The sequence below is a fragment of the Mesorhizobium sp. CAU 1741 genome, from assembly GCF_039839275.1.
GTDB lineage: Bacteria > Pseudomonadota > Alphaproteobacteria > Rhizobiales > Rhizobiaceae > Aerobium.
This window is the reverse complement of record NZ_JBDOQP010000002.1, coordinates 1,208,343-1,232,803: the sequence shown is the minus strand read 5'-3', so window position 1 is coordinate 1,232,803 and position 24,461 is coordinate 1,208,343. Positions and strand designations below refer to the sequence as shown.

General features: G+C 62.6%; 26 protein-coding genes. 13 read left to right on the top strand and 13 right to left on the bottom strand.

Going from position 1 to position 24,461, the window contains the following annotated elements; genetic code table 11:
• Nucleotides 1-15: 15 nt before the first annotated feature.
• Genes odhB through lpdA form a run of 3 tightly spaced genes read left to right on the top strand, consistent with a single transcriptional unit; the run spans nucleotide 16 to nucleotide 3,459 of the window.
• Nucleotides 16-1,251 carry a 2-oxoglutarate dehydrogenase complex dihydrolipoyllysine-residue succinyltransferase gene (gene odhB, locus AAFN84_RS12780; RefSeq protein ID WP_347514928.1) on the top strand — a complete coding sequence of 412 codons (1,236 nt, stop codon included), beginning with the start codon at nucleotides 16-18 and terminating at the stop codon, nucleotides 1,249-1,251.
• 24 nt (nucleotides 1,252-1,275) lie between these two features.
• Nucleotides 1,276-2,025: an SDR family oxidoreductase gene (locus tag AAFN84_RS12775; RefSeq protein ID WP_347514927.1), complete on the top strand. Its 750-nt coding sequence runs from the start codon at nucleotides 1,276-1,278 to the stop codon at nucleotides 2,023-2,025.
• A gap of 27 nt (nucleotides 2,026-2,052) precedes the next feature.
• Nucleotides 2,053-3,459 carry a dihydrolipoyl dehydrogenase gene (lpdA, locus tag AAFN84_RS12770; RefSeq protein WP_347514926.1) on the top strand — a complete coding sequence of 469 codons (1,407 nt, stop codon included), beginning with the start codon at nucleotides 2,053-2,055 and terminating at the stop codon, nucleotides 3,457-3,459.
• A gap of 78 nt (nucleotides 3,460-3,537) precedes the next feature.
• Here lpdA and AAFN84_RS12765 read toward each other — a convergent pair whose 3' ends face one another.
• Nucleotides 3,538-3,942, bottom strand: a complete 405-nt coding sequence (locus AAFN84_RS12765) for a hypothetical protein (RefSeq protein ID WP_347514925.1) — start codon at nucleotides 3,940-3,942, stop codon at nucleotides 3,538-3,540.
• A 128-nt stretch (nucleotides 3,943-4,070) separates the two neighbouring features.
• Between AAFN84_RS12765 and holA the strand changes: the two genes are divergently transcribed.
• Nucleotides 4,071-5,114: a DNA polymerase III subunit delta gene (gene holA / locus AAFN84_RS12760; RefSeq protein ID WP_347514924.1), complete on the top strand. Its 1,044-nt coding sequence runs from the start codon at nucleotides 4,071-4,073 to the stop codon at nucleotides 5,112-5,114.
• 25 nt (nucleotides 5,115-5,139) lie between these two features.
• Here the strand turns inward: holA and AAFN84_RS12755 are convergent, their stop codons facing one another.
• The 8 genes from AAFN84_RS12755 to hemE all read right to left on the bottom strand — a co-directional run bounded on the left by AAFN84_RS12755 (nucleotide 5,140) and on the right by hemE (nucleotide 13,901).
• Nucleotides 5,140-6,018: a ParB/RepB/Spo0J family partition protein gene (locus tag AAFN84_RS12755; RefSeq protein WP_347514923.1), complete on the bottom strand. Its 879-nt coding sequence runs from the start codon at nucleotides 6,016-6,018 to the stop codon at nucleotides 5,140-5,142.
• A gap of 35 nt (nucleotides 6,019-6,053) precedes the next feature.
• Nucleotides 6,054-6,851 (bottom strand): ParA family protein, encoded by a 798-nt coding sequence (locus AAFN84_RS12750; RefSeq protein ID WP_347515131.1) that lies wholly within the window; start codon nucleotides 6,849-6,851, stop codon nucleotides 6,054-6,056.
• Between the two features lie 33 nt (nucleotides 6,852-6,884).
• Nucleotides 6,885-7,523 carry a 16S rRNA (guanine(527)-N(7))-methyltransferase RsmG gene (rsmG, locus tag AAFN84_RS12745; RefSeq protein ID WP_347514922.1) on the bottom strand — a complete coding sequence of 213 codons (639 nt, stop codon included), beginning with the start codon at nucleotides 7,521-7,523 and terminating at the stop codon, nucleotides 6,885-6,887.
• Nucleotides 7,520-9,391, bottom strand: coding sequence for a tRNA uridine-5-carboxymethylaminomethyl(34) synthesis enzyme MnmG (gene mnmG, locus AAFN84_RS12740; RefSeq protein WP_347514921.1), 1,872 nt, complete (start codon nucleotides 9,389-9,391; stop codon nucleotides 7,520-7,522). The genes rsmG and mnmG overlap by 4 nt, the downstream gene beginning before the upstream one ends.
• A gap of 131 nt (nucleotides 9,392-9,522) precedes the next feature.
• Nucleotides 9,523-10,848, bottom strand: a complete 1,326-nt coding sequence (mnmE, locus tag AAFN84_RS12735; RefSeq protein ID WP_347514920.1) for a tRNA uridine-5-carboxymethylaminomethyl(34) synthesis GTPase MnmE — start codon at nucleotides 10,846-10,848, stop codon at nucleotides 9,523-9,525.
• Nucleotides 10,849-10,911: 63 nt separating this feature from the next.
• Nucleotides 10,912-12,177: a transcription termination factor Rho gene (gene rho, locus AAFN84_RS12730; RefSeq protein ID WP_347514919.1), complete on the bottom strand. Its 1,266-nt coding sequence runs from the start codon at nucleotides 12,175-12,177 to the stop codon at nucleotides 10,912-10,914.
• Nucleotides 12,178-12,339: 162 nt separating this feature from the next.
• Nucleotides 12,340-12,873, bottom strand: coding sequence for a protoporphyrinogen oxidase HemJ (gene hemJ, locus AAFN84_RS12725; protein WP_347514918.1), 534 nt, complete (start codon nucleotides 12,871-12,873; stop codon nucleotides 12,340-12,342).
• Nucleotides 12,870-13,901, bottom strand: a complete 1,032-nt coding sequence (gene hemE / locus AAFN84_RS12720) for a uroporphyrinogen decarboxylase (protein ID WP_347514917.1) — start codon at nucleotides 13,899-13,901, stop codon at nucleotides 12,870-12,872. The genes hemJ and hemE overlap by 4 nt, the downstream gene beginning before the upstream one ends.
• A gap of 402 nt (nucleotides 13,902-14,303) precedes the next feature.
• Here hemE and AAFN84_RS12715 point away from each other — a divergent pair, with 402 nt between their 5' ends.
• The 5 genes from AAFN84_RS12715 to dnaQ are packed head-to-tail and all read left to right on the top strand — an operon-like array spanning nucleotide 14,304 to nucleotide 17,963.
• Nucleotides 14,304-15,125 (top strand): pyruvate, water dikinase regulatory protein, encoded by an 822-nt coding sequence (locus AAFN84_RS12715; RefSeq protein ID WP_347514916.1) that lies wholly within the window; start codon nucleotides 14,304-14,306, stop codon nucleotides 15,123-15,125.
• Between the two features lie 26 nt (nucleotides 15,126-15,151).
• Nucleotides 15,152-15,751 carry a Maf-like protein gene (locus AAFN84_RS12710; protein ID WP_347514915.1) on the top strand — a complete coding sequence of 200 codons (600 nt, stop codon included), beginning with the start codon at nucleotides 15,152-15,154 and terminating at the stop codon, nucleotides 15,749-15,751.
• Nucleotides 15,752-15,757: 6 nt separating this feature from the next.
• On the top strand, nucleotides 15,758-16,588 hold the full coding sequence (locus tag AAFN84_RS12705) for a shikimate dehydrogenase (protein WP_347514914.1): 831 nt from the start codon (nucleotides 15,758-15,760) through the stop codon (nucleotides 16,586-16,588).
• A complete protein-coding gene (gene coaE / locus AAFN84_RS12700; protein WP_347514913.1) occupies nucleotides 16,585-17,178 on the top strand; it encodes a dephospho-CoA kinase in 594 nt (197 codons plus the stop codon). Before AAFN84_RS12705 ends, coaE begins: the two co-directional genes overlap by 4 nt.
• 53 nt (nucleotides 17,179-17,231) lie before the next feature.
• Nucleotides 17,232-17,963: a DNA polymerase III subunit epsilon gene (dnaQ, locus tag AAFN84_RS12695; RefSeq protein WP_347514912.1), complete on the top strand. Its 732-nt coding sequence runs from the start codon at nucleotides 17,232-17,234 to the stop codon at nucleotides 17,961-17,963.
• 59 nt (nucleotides 17,964-18,022) lie between these two features.
• Here the strand turns inward: dnaQ and secB are convergent, their stop codons facing one another.
• Both secB and AAFN84_RS12685 read right to left on the bottom strand, forming a co-directional pair.
• Nucleotides 18,023-18,535 carry a protein-export chaperone SecB gene (gene secB, locus AAFN84_RS12690; RefSeq protein WP_347514911.1) on the bottom strand — a complete coding sequence of 171 codons (513 nt, stop codon included), beginning with the start codon at nucleotides 18,533-18,535 and terminating at the stop codon, nucleotides 18,023-18,025.
• A gap of 105 nt (nucleotides 18,536-18,640) precedes the next feature.
• Nucleotides 18,641-19,126, bottom strand: a complete 486-nt coding sequence (locus tag AAFN84_RS12685; protein ID WP_347514910.1) for an FxsA family protein — start codon at nucleotides 19,124-19,126, stop codon at nucleotides 18,641-18,643.
• A 159-nt stretch (nucleotides 19,127-19,285) separates the two neighbouring features.
• On the opposite strand from AAFN84_RS12685, the gene AAFN84_RS12680 reads away from it, so the two are divergent.
• The 4 genes from AAFN84_RS12680 to AAFN84_RS12665 are packed head-to-tail and all read left to right on the top strand — an operon-like array spanning nucleotide 19,286 to nucleotide 22,043.
• The gene (locus AAFN84_RS12680; protein WP_347514909.1) at nucleotides 19,286-19,990 is read left to right on the top strand and encodes a Tim44/TimA family putative adaptor protein; all 705 of its coding nucleotides are present in this window, start codon (nucleotides 19,286-19,288) and stop codon (nucleotides 19,988-19,990) included.
• Between the two features lie 30 nt (nucleotides 19,991-20,020).
• Nucleotides 20,021-21,124: a murein transglycosylase A gene (locus AAFN84_RS12675; protein ID WP_347514908.1), complete on the top strand. Its 1,104-nt coding sequence runs from the start codon at nucleotides 20,021-20,023 to the stop codon at nucleotides 21,122-21,124.
• Nucleotides 21,124-21,675, top strand: coding sequence for a Smr/MutS family protein (locus AAFN84_RS12670; protein WP_347514907.1), 552 nt, complete (start codon nucleotides 21,124-21,126; stop codon nucleotides 21,673-21,675). Before AAFN84_RS12675 ends, AAFN84_RS12670 begins: the two co-directional genes overlap by 1 nt.
• Complete coding sequence (locus AAFN84_RS12665; protein WP_347514906.1) at nucleotides 21,675-22,043, top strand: helix-turn-helix domain-containing protein; 369 nt, start codon at nucleotides 21,675-21,677, stop codon at nucleotides 22,041-22,043. Before AAFN84_RS12670 ends, AAFN84_RS12665 begins: the two co-directional genes overlap by 1 nt.
• A gap of 6 nt (nucleotides 22,044-22,049) precedes the next feature.
• Here the strand turns inward: AAFN84_RS12665 and AAFN84_RS12660 are convergent, their stop codons facing one another.
• Nucleotides 22,050-22,997 carry a DUF1402 family protein gene (locus tag AAFN84_RS12660; RefSeq protein WP_347514905.1) on the bottom strand — a complete coding sequence of 316 codons (948 nt, stop codon included), beginning with the start codon at nucleotides 22,995-22,997 and terminating at the stop codon, nucleotides 22,050-22,052.
• Nucleotides 22,998-23,143: 146 nt separating this feature from the next.
• On the bottom strand, nucleotides 23,144-24,451 hold the full coding sequence (gene hslU / locus AAFN84_RS12655; RefSeq protein WP_347514904.1) for an ATP-dependent protease ATPase subunit HslU: 1,308 nt from the start codon (nucleotides 24,449-24,451) through the stop codon (nucleotides 23,144-23,146).
• Nucleotides 24,452-24,461 lie beyond the last annotated feature (10 nt).

Sequence of the window (24,461 nt, the reverse complement as noted above, 5' to 3'; positions counted from 1 at the left end):
CAACGGATAAGACAAATGGCAACCGAAATTCGCGTCCCTACCCTCGGAGAGTCGGTCGCCGAGGCGACCGTCGGCAAGTGGTTCAAGAAGGCGGGTGACGCGATCGCCGCCGACGAGCCCATCGTCGAGCTGGAAACCGACAAGGTGACCGTCGAGGTGCCGGCGCCTTCGGCTGGCACGCTGTCCGAGATCACCGTCAACGAAGGCGAGACGGTCGAAGTCGGCGCGCTGCTCGGCATGATCGGCGAAGGCGCCGGCAAGGCCGCACCGGCGCCCGCCAAGAAGGAAGAGCCCAAGGCCGAGGCGCCGAAGGCGGAAGCCGCCAAGCCGGCAGCCACTGCGTCAGAGGCTGGCAAGACCGACATGCCGCCGGCACCGTCGGCGGCCAAGGCCGCGGCAGAAGCTGGCATTGCCACCGACCAGGTCGCCGGCAGTGGCAAGCGCGGCCAGGTGCTCAAGGGCGACGTGCTCGACGCGATCGCGAAGGGCACGTCCAGCCCTGCCCCCGCCGCGCCGGCCGCCGCGCGCGCCCCATCCTCGGGCGACGATGCGACGCGTGAAGAGCGGGTGCGCATGACCAAGCTGCGCCAGACCATCGCGCGCCGCCTCAAGGATGCGCAAAACACCGCCGCGATGCTCACCACCTTCAACGAGGTGGATATGAAGCCCGTGATGGAGATGCGCTCCAAATACAAGGACCTGTTCGAGAAGAAGCATGGCGTCAAGCTCGGCTTCATGGGCTTCTTCACCAAGGCGGTGACGCACGCGCTCAAGGAGATCCCGGCCGTCAACGCCGAGATCGACGGCACCGATCTCATCTACAAGAACTACGCCCATATCGGCGTGGCTGTCGGCACCGAGAAGGGGCTTGTCGTGCCCGTCGTCCGCGACGCCGACCAGATGACGATTGCCGAGATCGAAAAGGAAATCGGGCGTCTCGGCATTGCCGCGCGCGACGGCAAGCTCTCGGTGGCCGACATGCAGGGCGGCACCTTCACGATTTCGAACGGCGGCGTCTACGGTTCGCTGATGTCGACACCGATCCTCAACGCGCCCCAGTCCGGCATTCTGGGTATGCACAAGATCCAGGACCGCCCGGTGGTGGTCGGCGGCCAGGTCGTCATCCGTCCGATGATGTATCTGGCGCTCTCCTACGATCACCGGATCGTCGACGGCAAGGAGGCTGTGACCTTCCTCGTCCGCGTGAAGGAGACTCTCGAGGATCCCGAGCGTCTGGTGCTCGATCTCTGATCGTCAATTGACGGAGATGCGGAGATGGCAACCAAGGCTCTGCTGATTACCGGCGCCGGCCGGGGTATCGGGGCGGCGACAGCCAGATTGGCCGCTGCGGCTGGATGGCGCGTCGCGGTCAACTATGTCGCCAATTCGGCTGCTGCGGACGCTGTCGTCTCGGAGATCGTCGCTGCGGGCGGCGACGCTTTTGCCATCCAGGGCGACGTCGGCATCGAGCGCGACGTCATGTCGATGTTCGAAGCGGTCGATTCGCGCTTCGGACGGCTCGACGGCCTCGTCAACAACGCCGGCGTTGTCGATCGCAAGGCGCGGGTCGACGAGATAAGCGTCAAGCGGCTCGATCGCATGATGCGCGTCAACGTCATCGGCACGATGCTGTGCGCACGCGAGGCCGTCAAGCGCATGTCGACGCGGCATGGCGGCGAGGGCGGCGCGATCGTCAACCTGTCGTCGATCGCCGCGACGCTCGGCTCTCCGGGTGAATATGTCGACTACGCCGCTTCCAAGGCCGCGATCGATACCTTCACGCTCGGCCTCGCGCGGGAGGTGGCCAACGAAGGCATTCGCGTCAATGCCGTGCGTCCGGGCATCATCGACACCGAAATCCACGCCTCGGGAGGCCAGCCGGATCGCATCGCCGCGATGCGCGGCATGGTGCCGATGAAGCGCGAGGGCACGGCCGGCGAAGTCGCCAGCGCCGTCTTATGGCTATTGTCGGACGCGTCGCCTTATACGACCGGCGCCTTATTGAATGTCAGCGGCGGCCGCTAAGTCGCATGCGCAAGGAAGGGATTTCTCATGAGTTATGATGTCGTCGTGATCGGAGCCGGGCCGGGCGGATATGTCTGCGCCATCAAGGCCGCGCAACTGGGGCTGAAGACCGCACTTGTGGAAAAGCGCGACACCTATGGCGGGACATGCGTCAATGTCGGCTGCATTCCCTCCAAGGCGCTGCTGCATGCCACCGAGATGTTTATGGAGGCCGAGCATTCCTTCGATGCGCTCGGCATCGAGATTTCGAAGCCCAAGGTCAACATCAAGAAGCTGATGGCGCATCGCATCAATACCGTCGAGCAGAACACCAAAGGTCTCGTCTTCCTGATGAAGAAGAACAAGATCGACACTTTCCAGGGTACCGGAAAGGTACTCGGTGAAGGCAAGCTCTCGGTGACCGACGAAGACGGCAAGACCCAGGAGATCGAGACCAAGAACATCGTCATCGCCACGGGCTCCGACATTGCCGGCATCCCGGGCGTCGACGTCGCGTTCGACGAGAAGGTGATCGTCTCCTCGACCGGGGCGCTCGAGTTCGACAAGGTGCCCGAGACCCTGGTCGTGGTCGGTGGGGGCGTCATCGGCCTGGAGCTCGGTTCGGTCTGGGCCCGGATCGGCACCAAGGTCACCGTGGTCGAATATCTCGACACGATCCTCGGAGGCATGGACGGCGACGTCGCAAAGCAGTTCCAGCGCATGCTGGCGAAACAGGGCATCGAGTTCAGGCTCGGCGCCAAGGTGACGGGGGTGAAGAAGGCCGGCAAGGGCGCGACGGTAACCTTCGAACCCGTGAAGGGCGGCGATGCCGAGACGATCGAGGCCGATGCCGTGCTCGTCTCCACCGGACGCAAGCCTTACACCGAGAATCTCGGCCTCGAAAAGGCTGGCGTCGTGCTTGACGAGCGCGGCCGCGTCCAGATCGACAAGCATTTCCTCACCTCGGTGACCGGCGTCTATGCCATCGGCGACGTGGTCGCCGGGCCAATGCTCGCGCACAAGGCGGAGGAGGAAGGCGTCGCAGTCGCCGAGATCATCGCCGGACAGGCAGGTCATGTGAATTACGACGTCATACCGAGCGTTGTCTATACGAGCCCTGAAGTCGCGTCGGTCGGCAAGACGGAAGAGGAACTCAAGAAGGCCGGCATAGACTACAAGGCCGGCAAGTTTCCGTTCACAGCCAACGGCCGTGCCCGGGCGATGCTTCAAACCGAAGGGTTCGTCAAGATTCTTGCCGACAAGGCCAGCGACCGGGTACTTGGTGTTCATATCGTTGGCTTCGGCGCCGGAGAAATGATCCACGAAGCAGCCGTGCTGATGGAATTCGGCGGCTCGTCAGAAGATCTGGCTCGCACCTGCCACGCGCATCCGACGATGTCGGAAGCCGTCAAGGAGGCCGCGCTTGCGACCTTCTCGAAGCCGATCCACATGTAGGGAAGAAGCGACACGGCATGAAAAAGGGCGAGCCTAGCGGCTCGCCCTTTTCGTGACGCTTACGCAACCAACGCTTGCTTACTGATTGGCGGCTGGAGCCTCATCGGCAGGCGCTGCCGGTGCATCATCAGCCGGCGCTGCCGGCTCTTCAACCGGAGCAGCAGGCTCGCTCGGTGCGGCTTCCGTCGCAGGCGCGGCATCGTCAACCGGCGCAGATTCCGTGGTCTCGGGGATCACAGCCGTTGTTCCCGGATCGGTAGCCGGACCGGAGGTGAACGCGATGACGGCGACCACGAGCAGCGCTGCCACGATGCCAGCGATGATTATGCCGCCACGACCGCTGCTCGGCTGGATAATGGTCTGGTTCGCGATCCGCGGATCAGCGGCCGGATCACGGTACGGTGCATTCGGCACCGCGTGCGGTGCGTCGGGAGAAAGTGGATCACCCTGATGGCGGGGATCCGGGGTTCTGGGGTCTGCCATTGTCGCTCTCCGTTTCATCCATGCTCTCGATGGCCTAACAACGCCATATTGCTGAAACTGGTTCCATTTGGGCGATCTGACGGCGAAACGACGCTTCCCAGGGCGGTCTTTTGTGGTAGCCAGAGGCCATGGCACAGAAGAAAGCACACGAGGTCGATTCCTGGCTGCGGCGCCCGGATGACAATGTCCGCATCGTCCTGATCTACGGGCCTGATCGCGGCCTGGTCTCGGAACGCGCAATGACATTCGTGAAACAGACCGGGCTCGACGCCGATGACCCGTTCGCATCGGTTCGGCTCGACGCAAGCGAGATCGAAGCCTCGCCCGGACGGCTGACCGACGAAGCCGCAACCGTGCCGATGTTTTCACCCCGGCGCCTCATCTGGATCAAGGGTGCTGGCGCCCACAAGCACCTCGCAGATGAGATCAAGAGCCTTGCGGCAACGCCCCCGCGCGACTCGGTGATCGTCATCGAAGCAGGCGATCTCAAGAAGGGTTCCGCGCTAAGAAGTGCGGCGGAGACTGCGGCGGCGGCCATGGCATTGCCCTGCTATGCCGACGAAGGCCGATCCATCGATGCCGTCATTGACGAGATTTTTGCACGCGACGGGCTTCGGATCGGCATTGAGGCCCGCCAGATTCTGAAGGGCAACCTCGGTGGCGACCGCCTCGCGACGCGGAGCGAGCTTGAGAAGCTGGCCCTTTACTGTCACGGCACAGGCGAGGTGACGGTGGAGGACGTCCTCGCCTTGGGCGGCGACGTTTCGGGACTGAGCGTCGACACCGTCGTTGATGCCGTCCTGACGGGCGACAGCCGATCCTTCGACACGACCTATTCGCGTCTCGTTTCCTCCGGATCGCACCCCTTCGTGATGCTGTCCGCCGCCATGCGGCAGTTCCAATTTCTGCACGTCATGCGCGACGAGATGGAGACGGCGTCGAAACCTGCCGGTGCGGTGGTGGCGGCAGCACGGCCACCCGTCTTCTTCGCGCGGCGAAAGCTGGTGGAAGCTGCACTCCAGCGCTGGTCGGTGGAAGCTCTGGGCCGCGCTCTCGACCGGCTGCAGGCCGCCGTGCTTCTGACGCGGCAGCGGCCTGATCTCGCGATGGCAACCGCAAGGCAAGCACTGATCGCGCTGTTGGTCGAGGCAGCGCGCGCGGCGCGTCGATGACCGCTAAGTATTTGTTAACGATACACTATCGCTGCAAGCGCCGGCACAGCTCGTCGAGTTGCTCGAGCGTCTTATAGGCGATCTTGAGATCACCGCCGCGCTGTCCGTGGGTGATCGTGACCTTCATGCCCGTGACATCGGACAGCGCCTTTTCCAATGCAAGCGTGTCCGCGTCCTTTTCGGCCGGCGCGCTGGACCGGGTCTTCTGCGGCGTGATATCGGGCTGTTGCGCCAGGGCTTCGGCCTGCCGCACCGATAGCCCTTCATCGATGATCCGGCGGGCCAGTGTGGCGGGGTCGCTCGACGTGACCAGCGTGCGGGCATGCCCCGCGGAGAGCGAGCCGTCGACGAGCAGCTCGCGGATCACGTCAGGCAGCTTCAACAGCCGAAGCGTGTTGGCGACATGGCTCCGGCTCTTGCCGATCACCTGGCCGAGATCGGCCTGCGTATAGTTGTGCTCGTCGATGAGCTGCTGGTAGCCCATCGCTTCCTCGACAGGATTGAGATCGGCCCGCTGCACGTTTTCGATGATGGCGAGTTCGAGCGCGACGCGGTCATCGACCTCACGGATAATGACCGGAAGTTCAGTCAGCCCCGCCTTCTGTGCCGCGCGCCACCGCCTCTCACCGGCGATGATCTCATACCGGCCGCCGTTCGAGCTGCGCACCACCACCGGCTGCACGATGCCGTGCTCGCGGATCGATTGCGTCAAATCCGCCAGTTCGGCCTCGCCGAAGCTGCGACGGGGATTGCGCGGGTTCGGCGCGACGAACTCGATCGGTACGCGGTTGTCGGCGCTGACACGTGGCGCGGCACTGGAGCCTGGCTCTGCCGGCTTGTCGATCTCGCCGATCAGTGCGGCCAGTCCGCGCCCGAGACGTTTTCTTGAAGGATCTTCACTCATGTCGGTTCCGCATCATCACAAGGGCAAAGCGCCAGTCAGGCGGCCCGCAGCCGTCGTTCCCGCCGGATCACTTCCGAAGCGAGCTGCAGATAGGCTTGGCTACCGGTGCATTTGAGGTCGTAGAGGATCGCAGGCTTTCCGTAGGACGGCGCTTCCGAGACCCGCACATTGCGCGGGATCACTGTCTCGTAGACCTTGTCGCCCATATGCGCGCGCACGTCCTCCACCACCTGGTTGGCAAGATTGTTCCGCCCATCGAACATCGTCAGCACGATCCCCTGGATCGTCAGGTCGGGATTGATCGAACTGCGAATCTGCTCGACCGTCTGCAGGAGCTGGCTCAGTCCCTCGAGCGCGAAGAACTCGCATTGCAGCGGCACGAGAACCGAATCCGCAGCCGCCATGGAGTTCAATGTCAGCAAGTTGAGGGATGGGGGGCAGTCGATCAGCACGTAGCTAAATTCGATCGGATTGCCCGCCGGCTGGCGCAACGCGTTTCGCAGACGCAGCACTCTGTCGGGCGCCGCGGCAATCTCCATCTCGATGCCGAGGAGATCAAGCGTAGACGGCACCACCGAAAGGCCAGGAACTGCTGTTGGCATCGCCGACTGTGCAATGTCAGCCTCTCCCGTTAGGAGATCATAGGACGATACGCTGCGATCCTGCCGATCGATGCCGAGCCCCGTGCTGGCGTTACCCTGCGGATCCAGGTCGATGATCAGCACGCGCTCGCCGATCGCGGCAAGCGCGGTGGCGAGGTTGATTGCCGTAGTCGTCTTGCCGACGCCGCCCTTCTGGTTGGCGATGGTAATGATGCGGGGCCGCGAGGTCATGATGTTCATCTGTCGGACGGTTTCGTTGATACATCAGGCGGATCGATGCGGTAGAAGGCCCGAAATCTCGAGGATTCGGCTTTCCGGATCGATTCTGCTCCGATGTTCTATCAGATCGAACCGCCATGCGTCATGACTTTCAGTGATCTCCGCCGCGTAATCCCGCCCTTTATGAAGCAGCGCCCTTGCATCGGTGCGGAGCCAGGGCGCGGCCAGCGTCAAAAGTTTTGGCAGCGGCGCGAGAGCCCGCGCCGTCACGACATCCGGTTGACCCACGCGACCGACGGCTTCCTCGATCCTGCAGACATGCACCGTTGCCGGCGCTTCGCATGATGCGAGGACGGATCGGAGAAACGATGCCTTCTTGTTGTTGCTTTCGACGAGGTCGATCTTGGCGCCGGGCCGCTCTCGCAGCAGGATCGCCATGATAGCTCCCGGAAATCCGCCTCCGGAGCCGAGATCGAGCCACTTCAGCGCCTCTGGTGCCAACGGCGCGAGTTGCGCACTGTCAAGGATATGCCTCCGCCACAGGGTGTCGAGCGTCGATGGAGCCGCCAGATTGATCTTCGCCGACCACTTTCGGAAATCTCGTTCGAAGCTCTCAAGTCGCTCAAGCGTTTCACGTGAAACCGTTCCGGCTGCGTCACGAAGACCGTCGAGACGCGCGCTCACGCCGCACCACGCTCTTGTTTCTCAAACCGCTGCAGCGTTGCGATGATGATTGCCAGCGCCGCCGGCGTCATACCATCGACACGCTGCGCCTCCGCAAGGCTCCTCGGGCGCCGCGTCGAGAGCTTGTGCTTGAGCTCGTTCGACAAGCCGGGTAGTGCATCATAAGAAAGGTCGTCCGGGATGGACCGGGCTTCCTCGCGGCGCAATATCGCGACATCACTCTTTTGCCGATCGAGATAGACGGCGTAGCGCGCCTCTGTCTCCAGTCGCTCGGCCGTCGACGTATCGATTTCGCCGAGTTCGGGCCATACCTGTCGTAGCCGGCTAATATCGATATCGGGGTACGACATCAGCTCGTACGCCGTGCGCCGCTGACCGTCTTGGTTCAGATCAATCCCCGCCTTGCGCGCTGCGTTTGGAGTGAGAGAAAGATCCTGCGCCATTCGACGCGCGCGATCGAGCCGTTCAGACATCGCAATAAAGCGTTGTGTGCGTTCCGGGCCCGCAATACCAAGGGCGATCGCCTTTGGGGTCAACCGCTCGTCGGCATTGTCCGCACGCAACGAGAGCCTGAACTCCGCACGAGACGTGAACATGCGGTAAGGCTCGGTGACGCCGCGCCCGACCAGATCGTCGGCGAGCACCCCGAGATAGGCATCGCCGCGCCCGAAAATGATGCCATCCCCGCCGCTGCTCCGAAGAGCTGCGTTGAGCCCAGCCATCAGCCCCTGGGCTGCCGCCTCTTCGTAGCCCGTGGTGCCGTTGATCTGCCCGGCGAGAAACAGACCTTTGATACGACGGGTCTCGTAGGTCGGGAACAGCTCACGTGGATCAACGTGATCGTACTCGATCGCGTAGCCTGGCTGCATTATTGACGCATTCTCAAGCCCCGGGATAGTGGCAATCAGTGCGTCTTGCGCATCCCGCGGCAACGACGTTGAAATGCCGTTCGGATACACGGTGTCATCATCAAGGCCTTCTGGCTCAAGAAAAATCTGATGCCCATCCCGATCGCCGAACTTGACGATCTTGTCCTCGATCGACGGGCAATAGCGCGGCCCCACTCCCTCTATGGAGCCGGAATACATCGCGGAGCGGCTGAGGTTAGCCCGGATCACGCAATGCGTCGCCTCGGTCGTTCGCGTCACCCCACAGGCGATCTGCGGATTGGCAATCCGGTCCGTGAGGAGCGAGAAGGGCTTGGGGTCTTCATCCGCCAACTGGCGGTCGAGACTCGCCCAGTCGATGGTGCGCCCATCCAGGCGCGGCGGAGTGCCGGTCTTGAGACGCCCCAATGTAAATCCATGACGTGCCATGCTCGCGGAAAGGCCGATGGATGCGTTCTCGTTCATCCTGCCCGCTGGAAAACGCTCGTCTCCGATGTGGATTAGTCCGCGCAGAAACGTGCCGGTCGTCAGCACGACACTGCCGCAACAAATCTGCCTGCCGTCTGCCAGAACCACCCCGGCAATTGCCCCGTCGACGATTTCCAGATCGAAGACTTCTCCTTCGATGACCGTCAGATTGGGTTGCGCGGCAATCGCGTCCTGCATGGCGTTGCGGTAAAGCTTTCGGTCTGCCTGGGTGCGCGGCCCGCGCACAGCCGGCCCCTTGCGCCGGTTGAGCAGACGGAACTGAATGCCCGCCGCATCCGCGACCCGTCCCATGAACCCGTCCAGCGCATCGATTTCGCGGACCAAATGCCCCTTGCCCAGCCCGCCGATGGCGGGATTGCATGACAAGACGCCGATGCTATCGCGTCGCATGGTGACCAGTGCGGTGGCTGCGCCAAGACGCGCGGAAGCTGACGCCGCCTCGCAGCCGGCATGGCCACCCCCAATTACTACCACGTCAAATTTCGTACTCATCGGAAACTCCATCGCGCAGACACATGTTCCGAGCCAGGGGTCAAGTCAAGCTGCGGTTTCACGTGAAACGATCTTTGGCAGGTGATGCTGGCTGTTTCACGTGAGTCAGCCAAGTCGGCGTTTCACGTGAGTCACTTCCCGACACAAAACTGCGAGAAAATCACCCCGAGCAAGTCCTCGACATTCGATTGACCGGTGATCCGTTCCAAGGCGGATGCGGACAGACGCAGCTCCTCGGCGCGCAGTTCCAGGTCAACGTCATCTGACGCAAGAGCGCGCTCTATATGTCGTCCTGCCGCACGCAGCAGCTCAACATGCCTCACCCGCGACGGAATCGCCTCACCAGTAATGTTGGTAGCGCGCTTTGCACGCGTTTCGATTTCGACCAACAGATCACCAATCCCATCGCCTCGAATAGCCGAGACCCAGAAGTCTTGGTCCGATGCCGTATTCGATAGCATATCAGCCTTTGTACCGACCCGCAGCGCAGGTCCGGTCCAAAACGTCTCGGTCGGCCCGACGCCAGGCTCCGTGTCATCGAGCACCAGCACAAGATCCGCACGATCCGCTGCCTGCCTTGCGCGGTCAACACCGATCCGTTCAATCGGATCGTCTGTTGAGCGGATGCCGGCAGTGTCTGTAACAACGACCTTGTGGCCGCCGAGATCGAGCGTCACTTCGATAAGATCGCGCGTGGTGCCCGCAATATCCGTTACGATGGCGACGTCGCGCCGCGCAAGCGCATTCAGCAGGCTGGACTTTCCGACATTTGGCCGCCCTAGCAAGACAACGCGGAACCCGTCCCGAATGATTTCCGACGCGTGATAACCGTCAATATGCGCATGCAGTTCGCCGACGAGCTTTCCGACATCCGACCATATCTGCGCGGCAACGGATCCGGGTACGTCTCCCTCATCGGCAAAATCGAGCTCCGCCTCGATCATTGCGCGCGCATGCAGCAAGCGCCGCGCCCAACCATCGTAGAGCGCCTTTTGCCGTCCATCCGCATTTTCGAGCGCAAGTCTACGCTGGCTCTCCGTCTCGGCAGCGATCAGATCGGCAAGGGCCTCGGCACCCGTTAGGTCGACCTTGCCCAGAAGGAATGAGCGGCGCGTGAATTCGCCCGCCTCGGCCTGGCGCAAACCCTGCATCTTCCCGAGAGCAGTGAGCATTGCCGCCACGACGGCGCGCCCGCCGTGAAGATGGAGTTCCGCGCAGTCCTCGCCGGTGAAGCTCCTCGGTCCTTGGAAAAACAGGACAATGCCGCGGTCGATGATATGGCCATCGGGATCGGAGAATGGTCTCAGCGTTGCCAAGCGGTCGGATGGAACGATGCCGGCGATCTCACGGACCGCCTGCCGGACATGCGGGCCGGACATGCGGATTACGCCAACGCCGGACGGCATGGCTCCTGACGAAAGCGCATAGATCGTGTCAGCAAACAGGCCGTGCGCCATGCGCGCCCTCGCCACAACGCTCGTTTCGGATACGAATCGTTACAGAGCCGAAACGGAGCTGTTCTAGGTATTCATCGAGTCGAAGAAGTCCGTATTGGTCTTCGTCTGCTTCAGCTTGTCGATGAGGAACTCGATTGCGTCGGTGGTGCCCATCGGAGCGAGAATCCGCCGCAGCACGAAGATCTTCTGCAGGTCCTGGCGCGCGATGAGCAGGTCTTCCTTGCGTGTACCGGACTTGAGGATGTCCATAGACGGGAAGATGCGCTTGTCGGCAACCTTGCGGTCGAGAACGATTTCCGAATTGCCGGTGCCCTTGAATTCTTCGAAGATCACTTCATCCATACGGCTGCCGGTGTCGATCAGCGCCGTGGCGATGATGGTCAGTGAGCCGCCTTCCTCGATGTTGCGCGCCGCGCCGAAGAAGCGCTTCGGCCGCTGCAGTGCATTTGCATCGACGCCGCCTGTCAGCACCTTGCCGGATGATGGCACCACCGTGTTGTACGCCCGGCCGAGACGCGTGATGGAGTCGAGCAGGATGACGACGTCGCGTCCATGCTCGACGAGCCGCTTGGCCTTTTCGATCACCATCTCCGCGACCTGGACGTGCCGCACCGCAGGTTCGTCGAAGGTTGAGGAGACGACCTCACCCTTCACCGAGCGTTGCATGTCGGTCACTTCCTCCGGTCGCTCGTCGATCAGCAGAACGATGAGATAAGCTTCCGGGTGGTTGGTCGCGACGGAATGAGCGATGTTTTGCAGCAACACCGTCTTGCCGGTGCGCGGCGGCGCGACAATCAACCCGCGCTGGCCCTTGCCGAGCGGTGCAACGAGATCGATGACGCGCGCCGACAAATCCTTGCCAGTCGGGTTTTCGGTCTCCATCCGCAGCCGTTCGTTCGGGTAGAGCGGCGTCAGGTTGTCGAAGTGGATCTTGTGGCGGATCTTCTCCGGATCCTCGAAGTTGATCGTGTTGACCTTGAGCAGCGCGAAATACCGCTCGCCTTCCTTGGGGCCGCGGATGGGGCCTTCGACGGTGTCGCCGGTCTTCAGCGAAAACCGTCTGATCTGCGAGGGCGAGATATAGATGTCATCGGGGCCCGGCAGGTAATTTGCATTGGCCGAGCGCAGGAATCCGAAGCCGTCCTGAAGCACCTCGACGACGCCCTCGCCGATGATTTCGACCTCCTGCGCAGCGAGCTTCTTGAGGATTGCGAACATCAGCTCCTGCTTGCGCATGACGCTGGCGTTCTCGACCTCGAGCGATTCGGCGAACGCGATCAGATCGGTCGGGCCTTTGCTCTTGAGCTCCTGAAGTTTCATTTCCTGCATGTGGCGGACTCTGGATAGGCAGTAGAGGAGGAATGCGCGGCGTCGGTGTGCGCGTCGAACGCGCCTGAGAAAGTCAGTGAACCACTACGCCATGCGGGGAGAGAGGATGAGACTCTTAACTCCCATCCCGGTAAAGCGCAATATGGGAATTCCGTTCCGTCTTTAGAAGGGTTTTACCACGACAAGAATGACGATCGCGATCATCAACACGGTCGGAACCTCGTTCATGACGCGCCAATGGCCCGCGGATTTCGTGTTCCGGTCCTCGGCAAACCGGCGTGTGGACGCCGACAAATAGCCGTGCATGCCCGACAGAAGCACGACCAGGCCGATCTTTGCGTGCAGCCAGCCACCCGAAAACGCGAAGCCGCGCCAGGCCAGCCAGAGACCAAGCACCCAGGTTACAATCATCGCCGGATTGATGATCGCGCGCAGAAGCCGCCGCTCCATCACCTTGAAGGTCTCCGACTTCTCCGAGCCAACCTGCGCCTGCGCGTGATAGACGAAGAGGCGCGGCAGGTAGAGCATTCCCGCCATCCAGGAGATCACGGCAATCACGTGCGCCGCCTTGACCCAGGGATAGAGGCCTTGCGGATCGAGCCAGAACAAGAGGGCTGCAAGCAGCACCGCGATGACGATCGCGGCGGCGGCCCGCATCATCGGGCTCTGGCGGGTATTCGGTTCGTTACGGCTCATCGTTTTGCCTCCCTGACGCGCGCAATCATCCGTTCGACATGCTCCACGGGCGTCTGGGGCGTGATGCCGTGGCCGAGATTGAAGACCAGCGGTCCGCCGCCGAGCGCGTCGAGGATCGCATCCACGCCGTCATCCAGCGCCGCACCGCCAGCGACGAGGCGCATCGGATCGAGATTGCCCTGCACTGCGCCTTGCTGCTGGAGCGCCTGCGCCTGGCTCCATGGCACCGTCCAGTCGAGCCCCAGCGCCGTGACACCGGTTTGCTGACGGTACCGATCGTAGCGCGAACCCGCACCCTTGGGGAAACCGATGATCGGCACATCCGGATGCGCGTCGCGCACCATCTCGACCATCCGGGCGACTGGCTGGATGCAGCAGGTCTCGAAACTCGCTTCGTCGAGCACACCCGACCATGAATCGAAGATTTGCACCGCATCGGCGCCGGCATCGATCTGTCGGATGAGATATTCGGCCGAGCGCATCGCAAGCCTGTCGAGAAGATCGCGCATGGCGTCGGGGTACTGATGCTGGAACAGCCGCGCGGGCGCCTGGTCCGGCGTGCCGTGTCCGGCGATCATATAGGTCGCGACCGTCCACGGCGCGCCGCAAAAGCCGAGCAGCGTCGTCTCTGGCGGAAGCTCGGCACGCAGCCTGCGCACCGTCTCGTAGACCGGCGCCAGATGATCGTGGAAGCCACTGCCGTCGAGGTTCCGGACTTCATCCGCCCCGATCGGCGTCATCAAGGGCCCCCGTCCCTCCTCGAAGCGAAGGTCGCGGCCAAGCGCGTGTGGCACGACGAGAATGTCGGAGAAGAGGATCGATGCATCGAACCCGAAACGGCGAATGGGTTGCAAGGTGACCTCGACGGCGAAGTCGGGGTTGTAGCACAGGTCGAGAAAGCTGCCCGCCTGCTTGCGTGCCTGCTTGTATTCCGGGAGATAGCGGCCCGCTTGGCGCATCATCCAGATGGGAGGTGGAAACACCGTCTCTCCCTTCAGCACGTCGACGACGACACGTCTGTCGCTCATGGTTCCCCTCCAGGTCGGATCCCTAAATCTTAAATAAAGGAATCTTTAAGAGATTATTCTGATTCTAAGAGTCTGTTGGAATCGGCAATTCCCGCTTGTTCCCCTATTGCGCCCATATCTCAACGCGCAAAGCGACGCAGGACAACTCCACGGCACCGTGTCAACAACGGGGATAGCCTGAGAAAACGACGGAAAAGCAGTAGCTTGAAACTTATGCTCTCAAGCCAGCTCCGGACACTCCTGTGAACCGATCAGCATAATCCCCACAGTCCCGCACATCGCTGCTGCGATTTCCGCGATGGACCGAATTGTGGACAAATCGCCGTCTGATACAGTCGACGCGAAGGGCACGGCTCGCGACCCAAAGTTGTCCACATCTCTCAACAGGCTGCGGCGATATCTGTGAACAAACCTCAAAGTTTCTTTCATCTCCACCTGATCTCGGACGCGACAGGCGAAACCCTGCTCGCAGCCGGCCGCGCAGCCGCGGCCCAATACAAGGATGCGCGCGCCATCGAGCATATCTATCCGCTGATCCGGACAGAGCGTCAGCTCCGCAAGGTGCTGGAGGAAATCGACGAGACGCCGGGCATCGTCCTCTACACCGTCGTCGACCAGGAACTCGCAGGCATCCTCGATACGCGCTGCGCATCGATGGGGCTGCCCTGCGTTTCCGTGCTGGAGCCGGTGCTCACCGTGTTCCAGTCCTATCTGGGGACGCCTGCCGGGCGTCGTGTCGGCGCGCAGCATGTCCTGGACGCCGACTACTTCCGCCGGATCGATGCCTTGAACTTCACCATGGAGCATGATGACGGGCAACTGCCGGCCGACATCGAGGAAGCAGACGTCGTTCTCATCGGCATCTCGCGTACGTCGAAGACCCCCACGAGCATCTATCTCGCCAATCGTGGCATAAAAACCGCCAACGTTCCGATCGTGCTCGGCGTGCCGATTGCAGAAAGCATCGTCTACGCGAAGCGGCCGCTCGTGGTCGGGCTCGTCGCCACGGCAGAACGCATCTCGCACATTCGCCAGAACCGCCTGATGGGAAGCTCGGTCGGCTACGATTCGCAGAGTTACGTCGATCGTACGGTCATCGCGCAGGAACTTGCTTACGCCCGTCAGATTTGTGCGCGCCATGGCTGGCCGATGATCGACGTCAGCCGCCGCTCGATCGAGGAAACGGCCGCGGCCATCGTTGCGCTGCGCGGCAAGGCGCGCTAACGCCTTCGGCAAAGGAGGACAGAGCCATGGCCGAAAAGATCGTGCTTGCGTCGGCAAGCCCGTTTCGCAGCAAGATGCTCGCCGATGCGGGCATCGCCTTCGAGGCGGTGCGTCCGGAGACAGATGAACGCGCCGTGGAAGACGCCATCGCTGGCTCGGGCCTCACGCCTGGCGATCTCGCACTGGTGCTGGCCGAAGCCAAGGCGCTCGACGTCTCCCAGCGCTACCCCGGCACGCTGGTGATCGGCTGCGACCAGACATTGTCGCTGGATGAGGAAGTGCTGCACAAGCCAAAGGACATGGAGGAAGCACGCCGCCGTTTGCTTTCGCTGTCGGGCAAGACACACCAGCTCAACAGCGCCGTCGTCCTGATGCGTGACGGTGAGGTTCTGTGGCGGGACGTCGGCGTCGCGAACCTGACCATGCGGCCACTGGAGCCGGCCTTCATCGGACGGCATCTGTCACGTGTCGGCGAAAAGGCGCTGTCGAGTGTGGGGGCGTACCAGATCGAGGGCGAGGGCATCCAGCTCTTCGAAACCATCGACGGCGATCACTTCACCATCGTCGGCCTGCCGCTGATGCCGCTGCTGGGCGAACTGCGCCGGCGCGGCGCCATCGATGGCTGATACGCGATGAGAAAGGCGTTCGTCATTGGGCATCCGATCGCGCATTCGCGCTCGCCGATGATCCATGGCCATTGGCTGGAGGTGCTGGCAATCGACGGCTGCTATGAGCGCATCGATGTTGCGCCGGGCGACCTTGCGAATTTCGTTCGCCAGTTCCGCGAGCGGGGTTTCGCTGGTGGCAACGTGACGATACCGCACAAGGAAGCGACACTGGTGCTTGCCGATCGTCTGGACGAGGCCGCCGAACTCATTGGCGCCGTCAACACGCTGTGGCTGGACGACGATCTAATCCACGGCGGCAATACCGATGCGATCGGCTTCAGCGCCAATCTCGATGCTGCCGCGTACCAATGGCGCGACGCGGAAAGCGCGCTGGTTCTTGGTGCCGGTGGGGCGGCTCGCGCCGTCGTTCACGCCCTCGTGCAGGCCGGAATCCGCGACATCAGGCTCGTCAATCGCACCGTCATGCGGGCGCAGGAGCTCGCGGATCGCTTTGGGGCCGGAATTTCGGCACATGGCTGGCACGAGGTTGCTGAGCTGTCGCGAGACGCCGCCCTGGTCGTGAACACTACCTCGCTGGGCATGCACGGCGACGGTGGCAGCCTCATGGACGTCGCCTTGCTGCCTGACCACGCGATCGTCACCGATATCGTCTATGTGCCGTTGCGTACACCGTTGCTGGCGGAAGCCGCTGCGCGCGGCCTGCGGACGGTAGACGGTCTCGGCATGCTGCTGCACCAGGCGGTTCCGGGCTTCGAACGCTGGTTCGGCCACCGCCCCGTCGTGACGACGGCACTTCGCGACATCGTCGTCGCCGATCTGGAGCGGCATGGATGATCATTCTCGGACTCACTGGCTCGATCGGCATGGGCAAGTCGACAACGGCATCGATGTTTCGCGACGCCGGCGTGCCGGTCCACGATTCCGACGAGGCCGTCCACCGCCTCTATTCCGGCGTCGCGGCACATCTGATCGAGGAACGCTTTCCGGGCGTGGTATCTCAGGGGACGGTCGACCGTGACAAACTTGCGCAAGCCGTCCTCGGCAAACCGGATGCGCTTCGAGACCTGGAAAGGATCGTGCATCCGCTGGTGAGAGCCGACTCGGATGCGTTCGTGAAGCGTCATCGAGACGCCGGCACGCCGGTCATACTTCTCGACATCCCGCTCCTGTTCGAGACGGGCGGCGAGAACCGCGTCGACCGTATCGTTGTCGTCTCGGCGCCGGCCGAGGTCCAGCGCGAACGGGTTCTGGCCCGGCCGGGTATGACCGAACAGAAATTCGAGGCTATTCTCGCCCGACAGGTGCCGGACGCGGAAAAGCGTCGGCGCGCAGACTTTATCGTCGATTCCAGCAAGGGCATGGAAGCTGCGCGCGCCAGCGTCAGGGATATCATCGCGCAATTGCCTGGGGGCAAGCCCGCCTGAACCTTGTACTGCATCGCCAGATGCGGCGATGCTCGCGCGACTGGAGCAAATCGATGCGTGAAATCATCTTCGACACGGAAACCACCGGCCTCGACCCCCGCGAGGACCGCATTATCGAGTTCGGCGGCATCGAACTCGTCAACAAGTTTCCGACCGGAAGGTCGTTTCACTACTATATCAATCCGCAGGGGCGCGCGATCCATCCCGAGGCGCAGGCCGTCCATGGTATCAGCGCTACCGACTTGGTCGGCAAGCCGAGTTTCGACCAGATCGTCACCGAACTCGAGCATTTCATCGAGGGCGCGACACTTGTCGCCCACAATGCCAATTTCGACATCGGCTTCCTCAATTCGGAGTTTTCGCGGCTGGGGCGCGGTCCCATCGATCCCGGCCTTGTCATCGACACGCTGGCAATTGCCCGCCGCAAGCATCCGATGGGTCCGAATTCGCTCGATGCGCTGTGCCGGCGCTATGGCATCGACAACAGCCACCGCACGAAGCATGGAGCATTGCTCGATTCGGAGCTGCTCGCCGAGGTCTATATTGAGCTGATCGGCGGCAAGCAGGCCGCGCTGAGCTTGGAAGTCCAGGCGACGACCGTTGTGGTCACCGGCGTGACCGAAGTCACGACCGTGATACGGCCCCGGGAACGCCCGCTTGCGCCCCGGCTCGGCTCGCAGGACGTGCAGGCGCATCGTGCGCTTGTAGAAACGCTTGGTGCAGAGGCGATCTGGCTGGAGACTGATCCCGCCTATCGCCGGGAGCTGGCTGAAGCGCCGGATTAGCGCGCAGCAAAAAGCCCGGGTCTCCCGGGCTTTCGCAAATCACGAGGCGTTGACCCCGATCAGCTTGGCTGAACGGGTGCAGTCTTTGCCTTGGCCTGTTCCTCAGCCATGCGCTGCTGGAACATCTGCGCGAAGTCGATCGGGTCGATCATCAGCGGTGGGAAACCGCCGGCGCGGGTGTTCTCGGCGATGATCTGGCGCGCGAACGGGAAAAGCAGGCGCGGGCACTCAATGAACAGGATCGGCAGCATGTGCTCCTTTGGGAAGCCTGCAACGCGAAACACGCCACCATAGACCAGTTCCGCGTTGAAAAGGACGTCCTTGTCGGCCATCGCCTTTGCGTTCAGCGTCAGCGTGACGTCGTATTCGGTCTCCGAAATCGGATTCGCATTGACGTTGACGTTGATCGAGATCGCCGGAGCCTTTTCACGTCCGCGAAGCGAAGCCGGAGCTCCGGGGCTTTCAAACGAGAGATCCTTGACGTACTGCGCAAGCACGTTGAGCGTCGGCGCGGCGCCGTTCGCGGCACCAGCCGCGGCGCCGGTCGGGGTCTCTTCTGGTGTGTTGGCCATCAGCCGGAATCCTTCTTCTACAGCCAGTTTCGGCCGGTAACAAATCGACGGCTTGGCTATCATGGCATGTCCGGCGTGACAAGCGTGGGCCGGCCTTTGCGCCGTCTACCGGTCGTCGCGAAGCCTGCGCGGGGCGCTCTCCTCCGGTTCCTCTTGGGCGTATTCGTTGGCGTCCAGGTCGATGGTGCGGCTGTCGCGCGGCCGTCTGTAGCCCTGAGGTCCGTTTGGGGTCACCACGACGATACGACTTGCAAGGTAGCGCCAGGCGAAGTCGCGCACGGCGGGAATGAACAGCACCAGTCCGATCGCATCGGTGACGAAGCCAGGCAGGAAGAGCAGCACGCCGGCGATCATCACCATGAAGCCGTGGACCAATTCGCGTCCGGGCCGGCCGCCTTGCTCCATGCTTTCCCGAAGCCTGGTCATGATGCCAAAGCCCTGGACGCGCAGGAGAATGGCGCCGAGGATCGTCGTGGCGATGACGAGGCCGACGGTGGCGAGCGCGCCGATCTCTCCGCCGACGATCACGAAGACCGCGATCTCAATCAGCGGCATGAGGATGAATATGAGGGGCGCGAGCCGAGGGATCACTGTTCCTGCTTTCTTCTGAGGTCATCGAGACTCGACGACGTGATCTGTTTAGATAGGGTATCGCGGCTTTGATTTGAATGATCGCCTGATGCGTTCTATATGCAGGAGATAGCCGGCCCGAGCGAAGGCATGGCCGGGGTGAGAGGTTTGGCGGACGATATGGAATTCTTTGACTTCGGCACGATCTTCTTTCTGGTCGCGGCTATCGTGATCTTCTTCCAGCTGCGCAACGTGCTCGGCCGTCGGACCGGCAGCGAGCGTCCGCCGTTCGACCCCTACTCGGCACGATCCGGCAAAAAGAACGAAGACGCTACCGCCAGCGAAAACGTCGTTTCCCTGCCGCGCCGCAAGGGCGGCGCCGAGGCAGAGTCCGTTTATGCCGCGATAGACAGCTTCGCCGCGCCGGGAACGGATCTCAACAAGGGGCTGCGCGCGATTCGCGACGCGGATTCTTCGTTCGAGCCCAAGTCCTTCGTCGAAGGTGCCAAGATGGCCTACGAGATGATCGTCATGGCGTATGCCGATGGTGACCGCCGGACGCTCAAGAATCTGCTTTCCCGCGAGGTCTATGACGGCTTCGTTGCCGCGATTGCGGATCGGGAAAGCCGTTCGGAAAAGATCCAGTCGTCCTTCGTCGGCATCGACAAGGCGGAAATCGTCAATGCGGAGATGAAGGGCAGCGAAGCCCATGTCACGCTGCGCGTCGTCAGCGAGTTGATTTCCGCCACCCGGGATGGCGGCGGCGAAGTGATCGACGGCGACCCCGAGACCGTGGCGGAAGTGAAGGATGTGTGGACCTTCGCGCGCGACACGCGCTCGCGCGATCCCAACTGGAAGCTCGTCGCCACCGAAGCCGACGACTGATCCGTTTCCGCCAAAGAGGGAGACCGTGCGGTGCCGCTGTCTCCGCTTTTCCGCACGATCAGTTACCAGGCGTTGCCGGGCTGGGACTCTGATGCGCTGGCCGATGCCTATTCGGCTTTCCGCCTGTGCGCGCTGAAATCGCAGGGCAATCCATACAAGACAGGTTCGTTGGGCGTCGTAGCGGGAGCATTCGAGCCCGCATTCGCTGCGGCACGGGAAGCGCCGTCATTGCGCGATGTGGAGGCGCGAGACTTTTTCGAGCGGCATTTCCGTCCCTTTCGCATCCTGCCGGGCGAGGCGCGCAAAGGTTTTGTGACCGGCTTCTACGAGCCCGAGGTGCCCGCTTCTCCGTGCCGCACCAGCGCGTTTGCGGTGCCACTGCTCGGCATTCCGTCCGACCTGGTCAGGATCGACGATATCAACCGGCCGCTAGGACTTGATCCGTACCTCGCTTTCGCGCGGCAGGCACGCGAGGGGATCGTCGAATATCACGACCGGGCGGCAATCGAGGCCGGGGCGATCGGGGATCGCGTCGCGCCGCTCGCCTGGCTGGCAGATCCTGTGGATGCCTTTTTCATCCACGTGCAGGGGGCTGCCCGGCTGGTTATGCCGGATGGGACCACGCGCCGCGTGACCTATGCCGCCAAGTCGGGCCAGCGCTTTACCGGACCGGGCCGGGTTCTGGCGGAAGCAGGCGAGATACCGGCCGCCGAGGTGACGATGCAGTCAATCCGCGCCTGGTTCCGCGCCAATCCGCACCGTGTCAGCGAAATCCTGCATCACAACCGCTCCTACATCTTCTTCCGCGAGGCCCCGGTCGACGATCCCGCCCTTGGGCCGGTCGCCGCCGCCAAGGTGCCGCTCACTGCGGGCCGGTCGATCGCGGTAGATCGGCTGCTGCATACGTTCGGCGCGCCGATTTTCGTCGATGCGCCAACGCTCGATGCATTTGGCGGGACCGGCTTTCGTCGCCTGATGATCGCGCAGGATACCGGCTCGGCGATCGTCGGTCCGGCGCGCGGCGACCTTTTCGCCGGGTCCGGTGATGCCGCCGGCGAGATCGCCGGGGTTATCAAGCACGAAGCGGACATGTTCGCCTTGCTGCCGCGCGGCCTTGCCGAGGCGGGCGCCTGATGGCCAGGTCGTCCGACAGGAAGCTTTCTGCTGAAGACCGCATCCTGTGGGGCAAGGTCGCGCGCTCCGTCACCCCGATGCCAGGCAAGGCACTCGAGGACGAGTTCGACGAACCCGAGGAGTTCGCGCAACTGCTCGATGCCCCGCCACCCGCCCCGGCGCGTCCCTCGGACACCCAGCCGTCTCGCCAGCGCCATCCCGACCAGCCCCGGCCACAGCATGGAATAGACCTTCCAACTCGCACCAAGCTCGCCAAGGGCCGGCTTCCGATCGAGGGCAAGGTCGACCTGCACGGATTGACGCAGAGCGAGGCGCACGCGTTGCTGCTGTCGTTTCTGCACCGCGCCCACGCCGATGGCCGCCGGCACGTCCTGGTCGTCACAGGGAAGGGCTCGTCTCTCGGCAGCGACGGCGTCCTGCGCCGCGCGGTGCCGGCCTGGTTTGCGACACCGGCATTTCGCGGACTGGTCGGCGGCTACGAGGCGGCGTCGCGTCGGCACGGCGGCGGCGGCGCCATCTATGTGCGCCTGCGGCGGGCCGGGGGCGTGTGATGACGCCGTTCGGCCAGCGCATGCGCGAACTTCGGGCGCAAAAAGGCGTCACGCAGAAAGAGATGGCCCAGGCGCTCGGTGTTAGCGCAGCCTATCTTTCGGCGCTGGAACATGGCCGCCGAACGGCGCCGAACTGGGCGCTGGTCCAGAAGATCGTCGGTTACTTCAACATCATCTGGGACGAGGCGGAGGAGTTGCAGCGTCTCGCCGAAGCGTCGCACCCGCGCGTCGTCGTCGACACCACCGGTCTGTCTGCGAATGCGACGCTCGTTGCCAATCGGCTCTCGGCTACGATCGGACAATTGTCGGAGGCGGACCTTTTGCAGATGCTGCACGTAATGGGCGGAACGGACGGAAAACCGCGGTGAATCGGCTCAGAAGAGCGCCTTCAACTCGTCGAGCCTGTCGTTCACCAGCCAGCCGTAATAGTTTTCCACCGGCAGCCGCGCAGAACCCCGCTTGGCGTTCTCCGCCTTCAAAGCCCGCGCCCGTTGCTCGGGATTGCCGACATTGTAGAGCGTCGCGGTGATGCCGGGATTCTTCGATATGTCGAAGCCGGCAATGTCGCGATAGGCATCGATCGACATTTTCAGCGTCGCGGCGACATAAGCCAGCGTCAGGTCCGGATCCATGATCGTCTTGTAGACCTGTCTAGCGTCGGTCGGGTCTAGCTTCGGATGGCCCGACACCCGCGCGACCAGATCGCTCATCTGCAGAGCCGTCAGCGGGTTGAGCTGGCCGATGCCAAAGGTTTGCCCCGCGTAGAAGGGCTGGAAGAAGACGGCGCTGAACCGGTCGTTGGGAAATCTCTTGCCATCGACCGTCTTTCCCTTGAACGAACGGTTCCAGACCGCCTCGCGGCAAGACCAGACGTCATAGCTGCCACTCTCGTTCTCGCACGCCGAGAACTGCGGGCGTTTGATGAAATCTCCGATCGATTCGCCTTCATAGGCGAACGAGAAGCTCGTCTGGAAATAAGAGACCGCCTTGACGTAGTAGGTCTGGAGCCGGTCATAGGCGTCGACATTGTAGGTATGCTCGCCGACGATGGCGCCGGCGATGTGCAGAGGATCGATGCCGTATTTCGTGGCTGCGCTCTTGATCTTCGAGCGCAGGTCGCTGTCGTTCTGCAACAGCGCGTACACCTTCTTGTATTTCGCCTCATAGGTGGATTGCGCCGCCCGTGTCCTGTTGGCGGATGCCGCGGGGACGGCGGGCTGCTTCTCGTGCCGGTTGCCCGGCGGCACGAGCGTCGCCGCGGCCGCTGGTGCGGCCGCAACGGCAATACAGAGGCAGACGAGAAGCCGCGTCGCAAAATTCATGTGGGACCTTGTGAAAAGCCTGGCTCGACAGGACGGGCAAAATACGTGCTCGAGCCTTACAAGTCGAGTGCCGGCATGATCAATCGTCCGTCAGCATTTTCACGTGTCCGCCAAAGACGCCGCCGTCGTATTTCGTTCCCGCTTTGCTACAGGATGAAGCGCGAGAGGTCGGTATTCTTGGCGAGGTCGCCGACATGCTTGTCGACATAGGCGGCATCGATGGTCACTTCGGACCCGGCCCTGTCAGGCGCATTGTAGGAGATGTCGTCGAGCACGCGTTCCATCACCGTCTGTAGACGTCTTGCACCGATGTTCTCGACGCTTGCATTGAGGTCGACGGCGATACCGGCAAGGCTGTCGATCGCATCGTCGGTAAAGGTCAGTTCCACGCCCTCGGTGGCCATCAAGGCGATATACTGCTTGATGAGGCTCGCTTCGGTTTCGGTCAGGATACGGCGGAAGTCGTCTTTCTCCAGCGCCCGCAGTTCGACGCGGATCGGCAGGCGTCCCTGCAGTTCAGGCAGCAGGTCCGAGGGCTTGGACACGTGGAACGCGCCGGAAGCGATGAACAGGATGTGATCGGTTTTCACCGGTCCATACTTGGTCGCCACCGTTGTGCCTTCGACAAGCGGCAGCAGGTCGCGTTGCACGCCTTCGCGCGAGGGTCCGCCCGAAACGTCGTTGCGCACCGCGACCTTGTCGATCTCGTCGAGAAACACGATGCCGTTGTTTTCGGTCGATTCCAGCGAGCGGCGAACGACTTCATCCTGGTCGAGGAGTTTGTCGGACTCATCATTGATCAGCAGGCCATAGGATTCCTTGACGGTCGTCTTGCGCGTCTTCGTGCGGTTGCCGCCCATTGCCTTTTGCATCATGTCGCTGAGATTGATCATGCCGACGCCACCCGGCATGCCGGGAATCTCGAAGCCGGGCATACCGCCAGTGCCCGTATCGGCGACCTCGACGTCGATTTCCTTGTCGTCCATCTCGCCGTCGCGCAGCTTCTTGCGGAAGGAATCGCGCGTTGCCGGGCTGGCGGTCTTGCCCACCAGCGCTTCGAGCACACGTTCCTCGGCGTTCATGTGGGCACGCGCCTTGACGTCCTCGCGCATTTTCTCGCGGGTGAGGCCGATGGCGACCTCGACCAGGTCGCGGATGATCTGCTCGACGTCACGGCCGACATAGCCGACCTCGGTGAACTTGGTGGCTTCCACCTTGATGAACGGCGCGCCGGCCAATCTGGCCAGCCGGCGGGAGATTTCGGTCTTGCCGACACCCGTCGGCCCGATCATCAGGATATTCTTTGGCATCACCTCTTCGCGCATCTGGCCGTCGAGTTGCTGGCGACGCCAGCGGTTGCGCAACGCAATCGCCACGGCGCGCTTGGCGTCCTTCTGGCCGATGATGTAGCGGTCGAGTTCCGAGACGATCTCGCGGGGGGAAAAAGTTGTCATCTACTTGTAC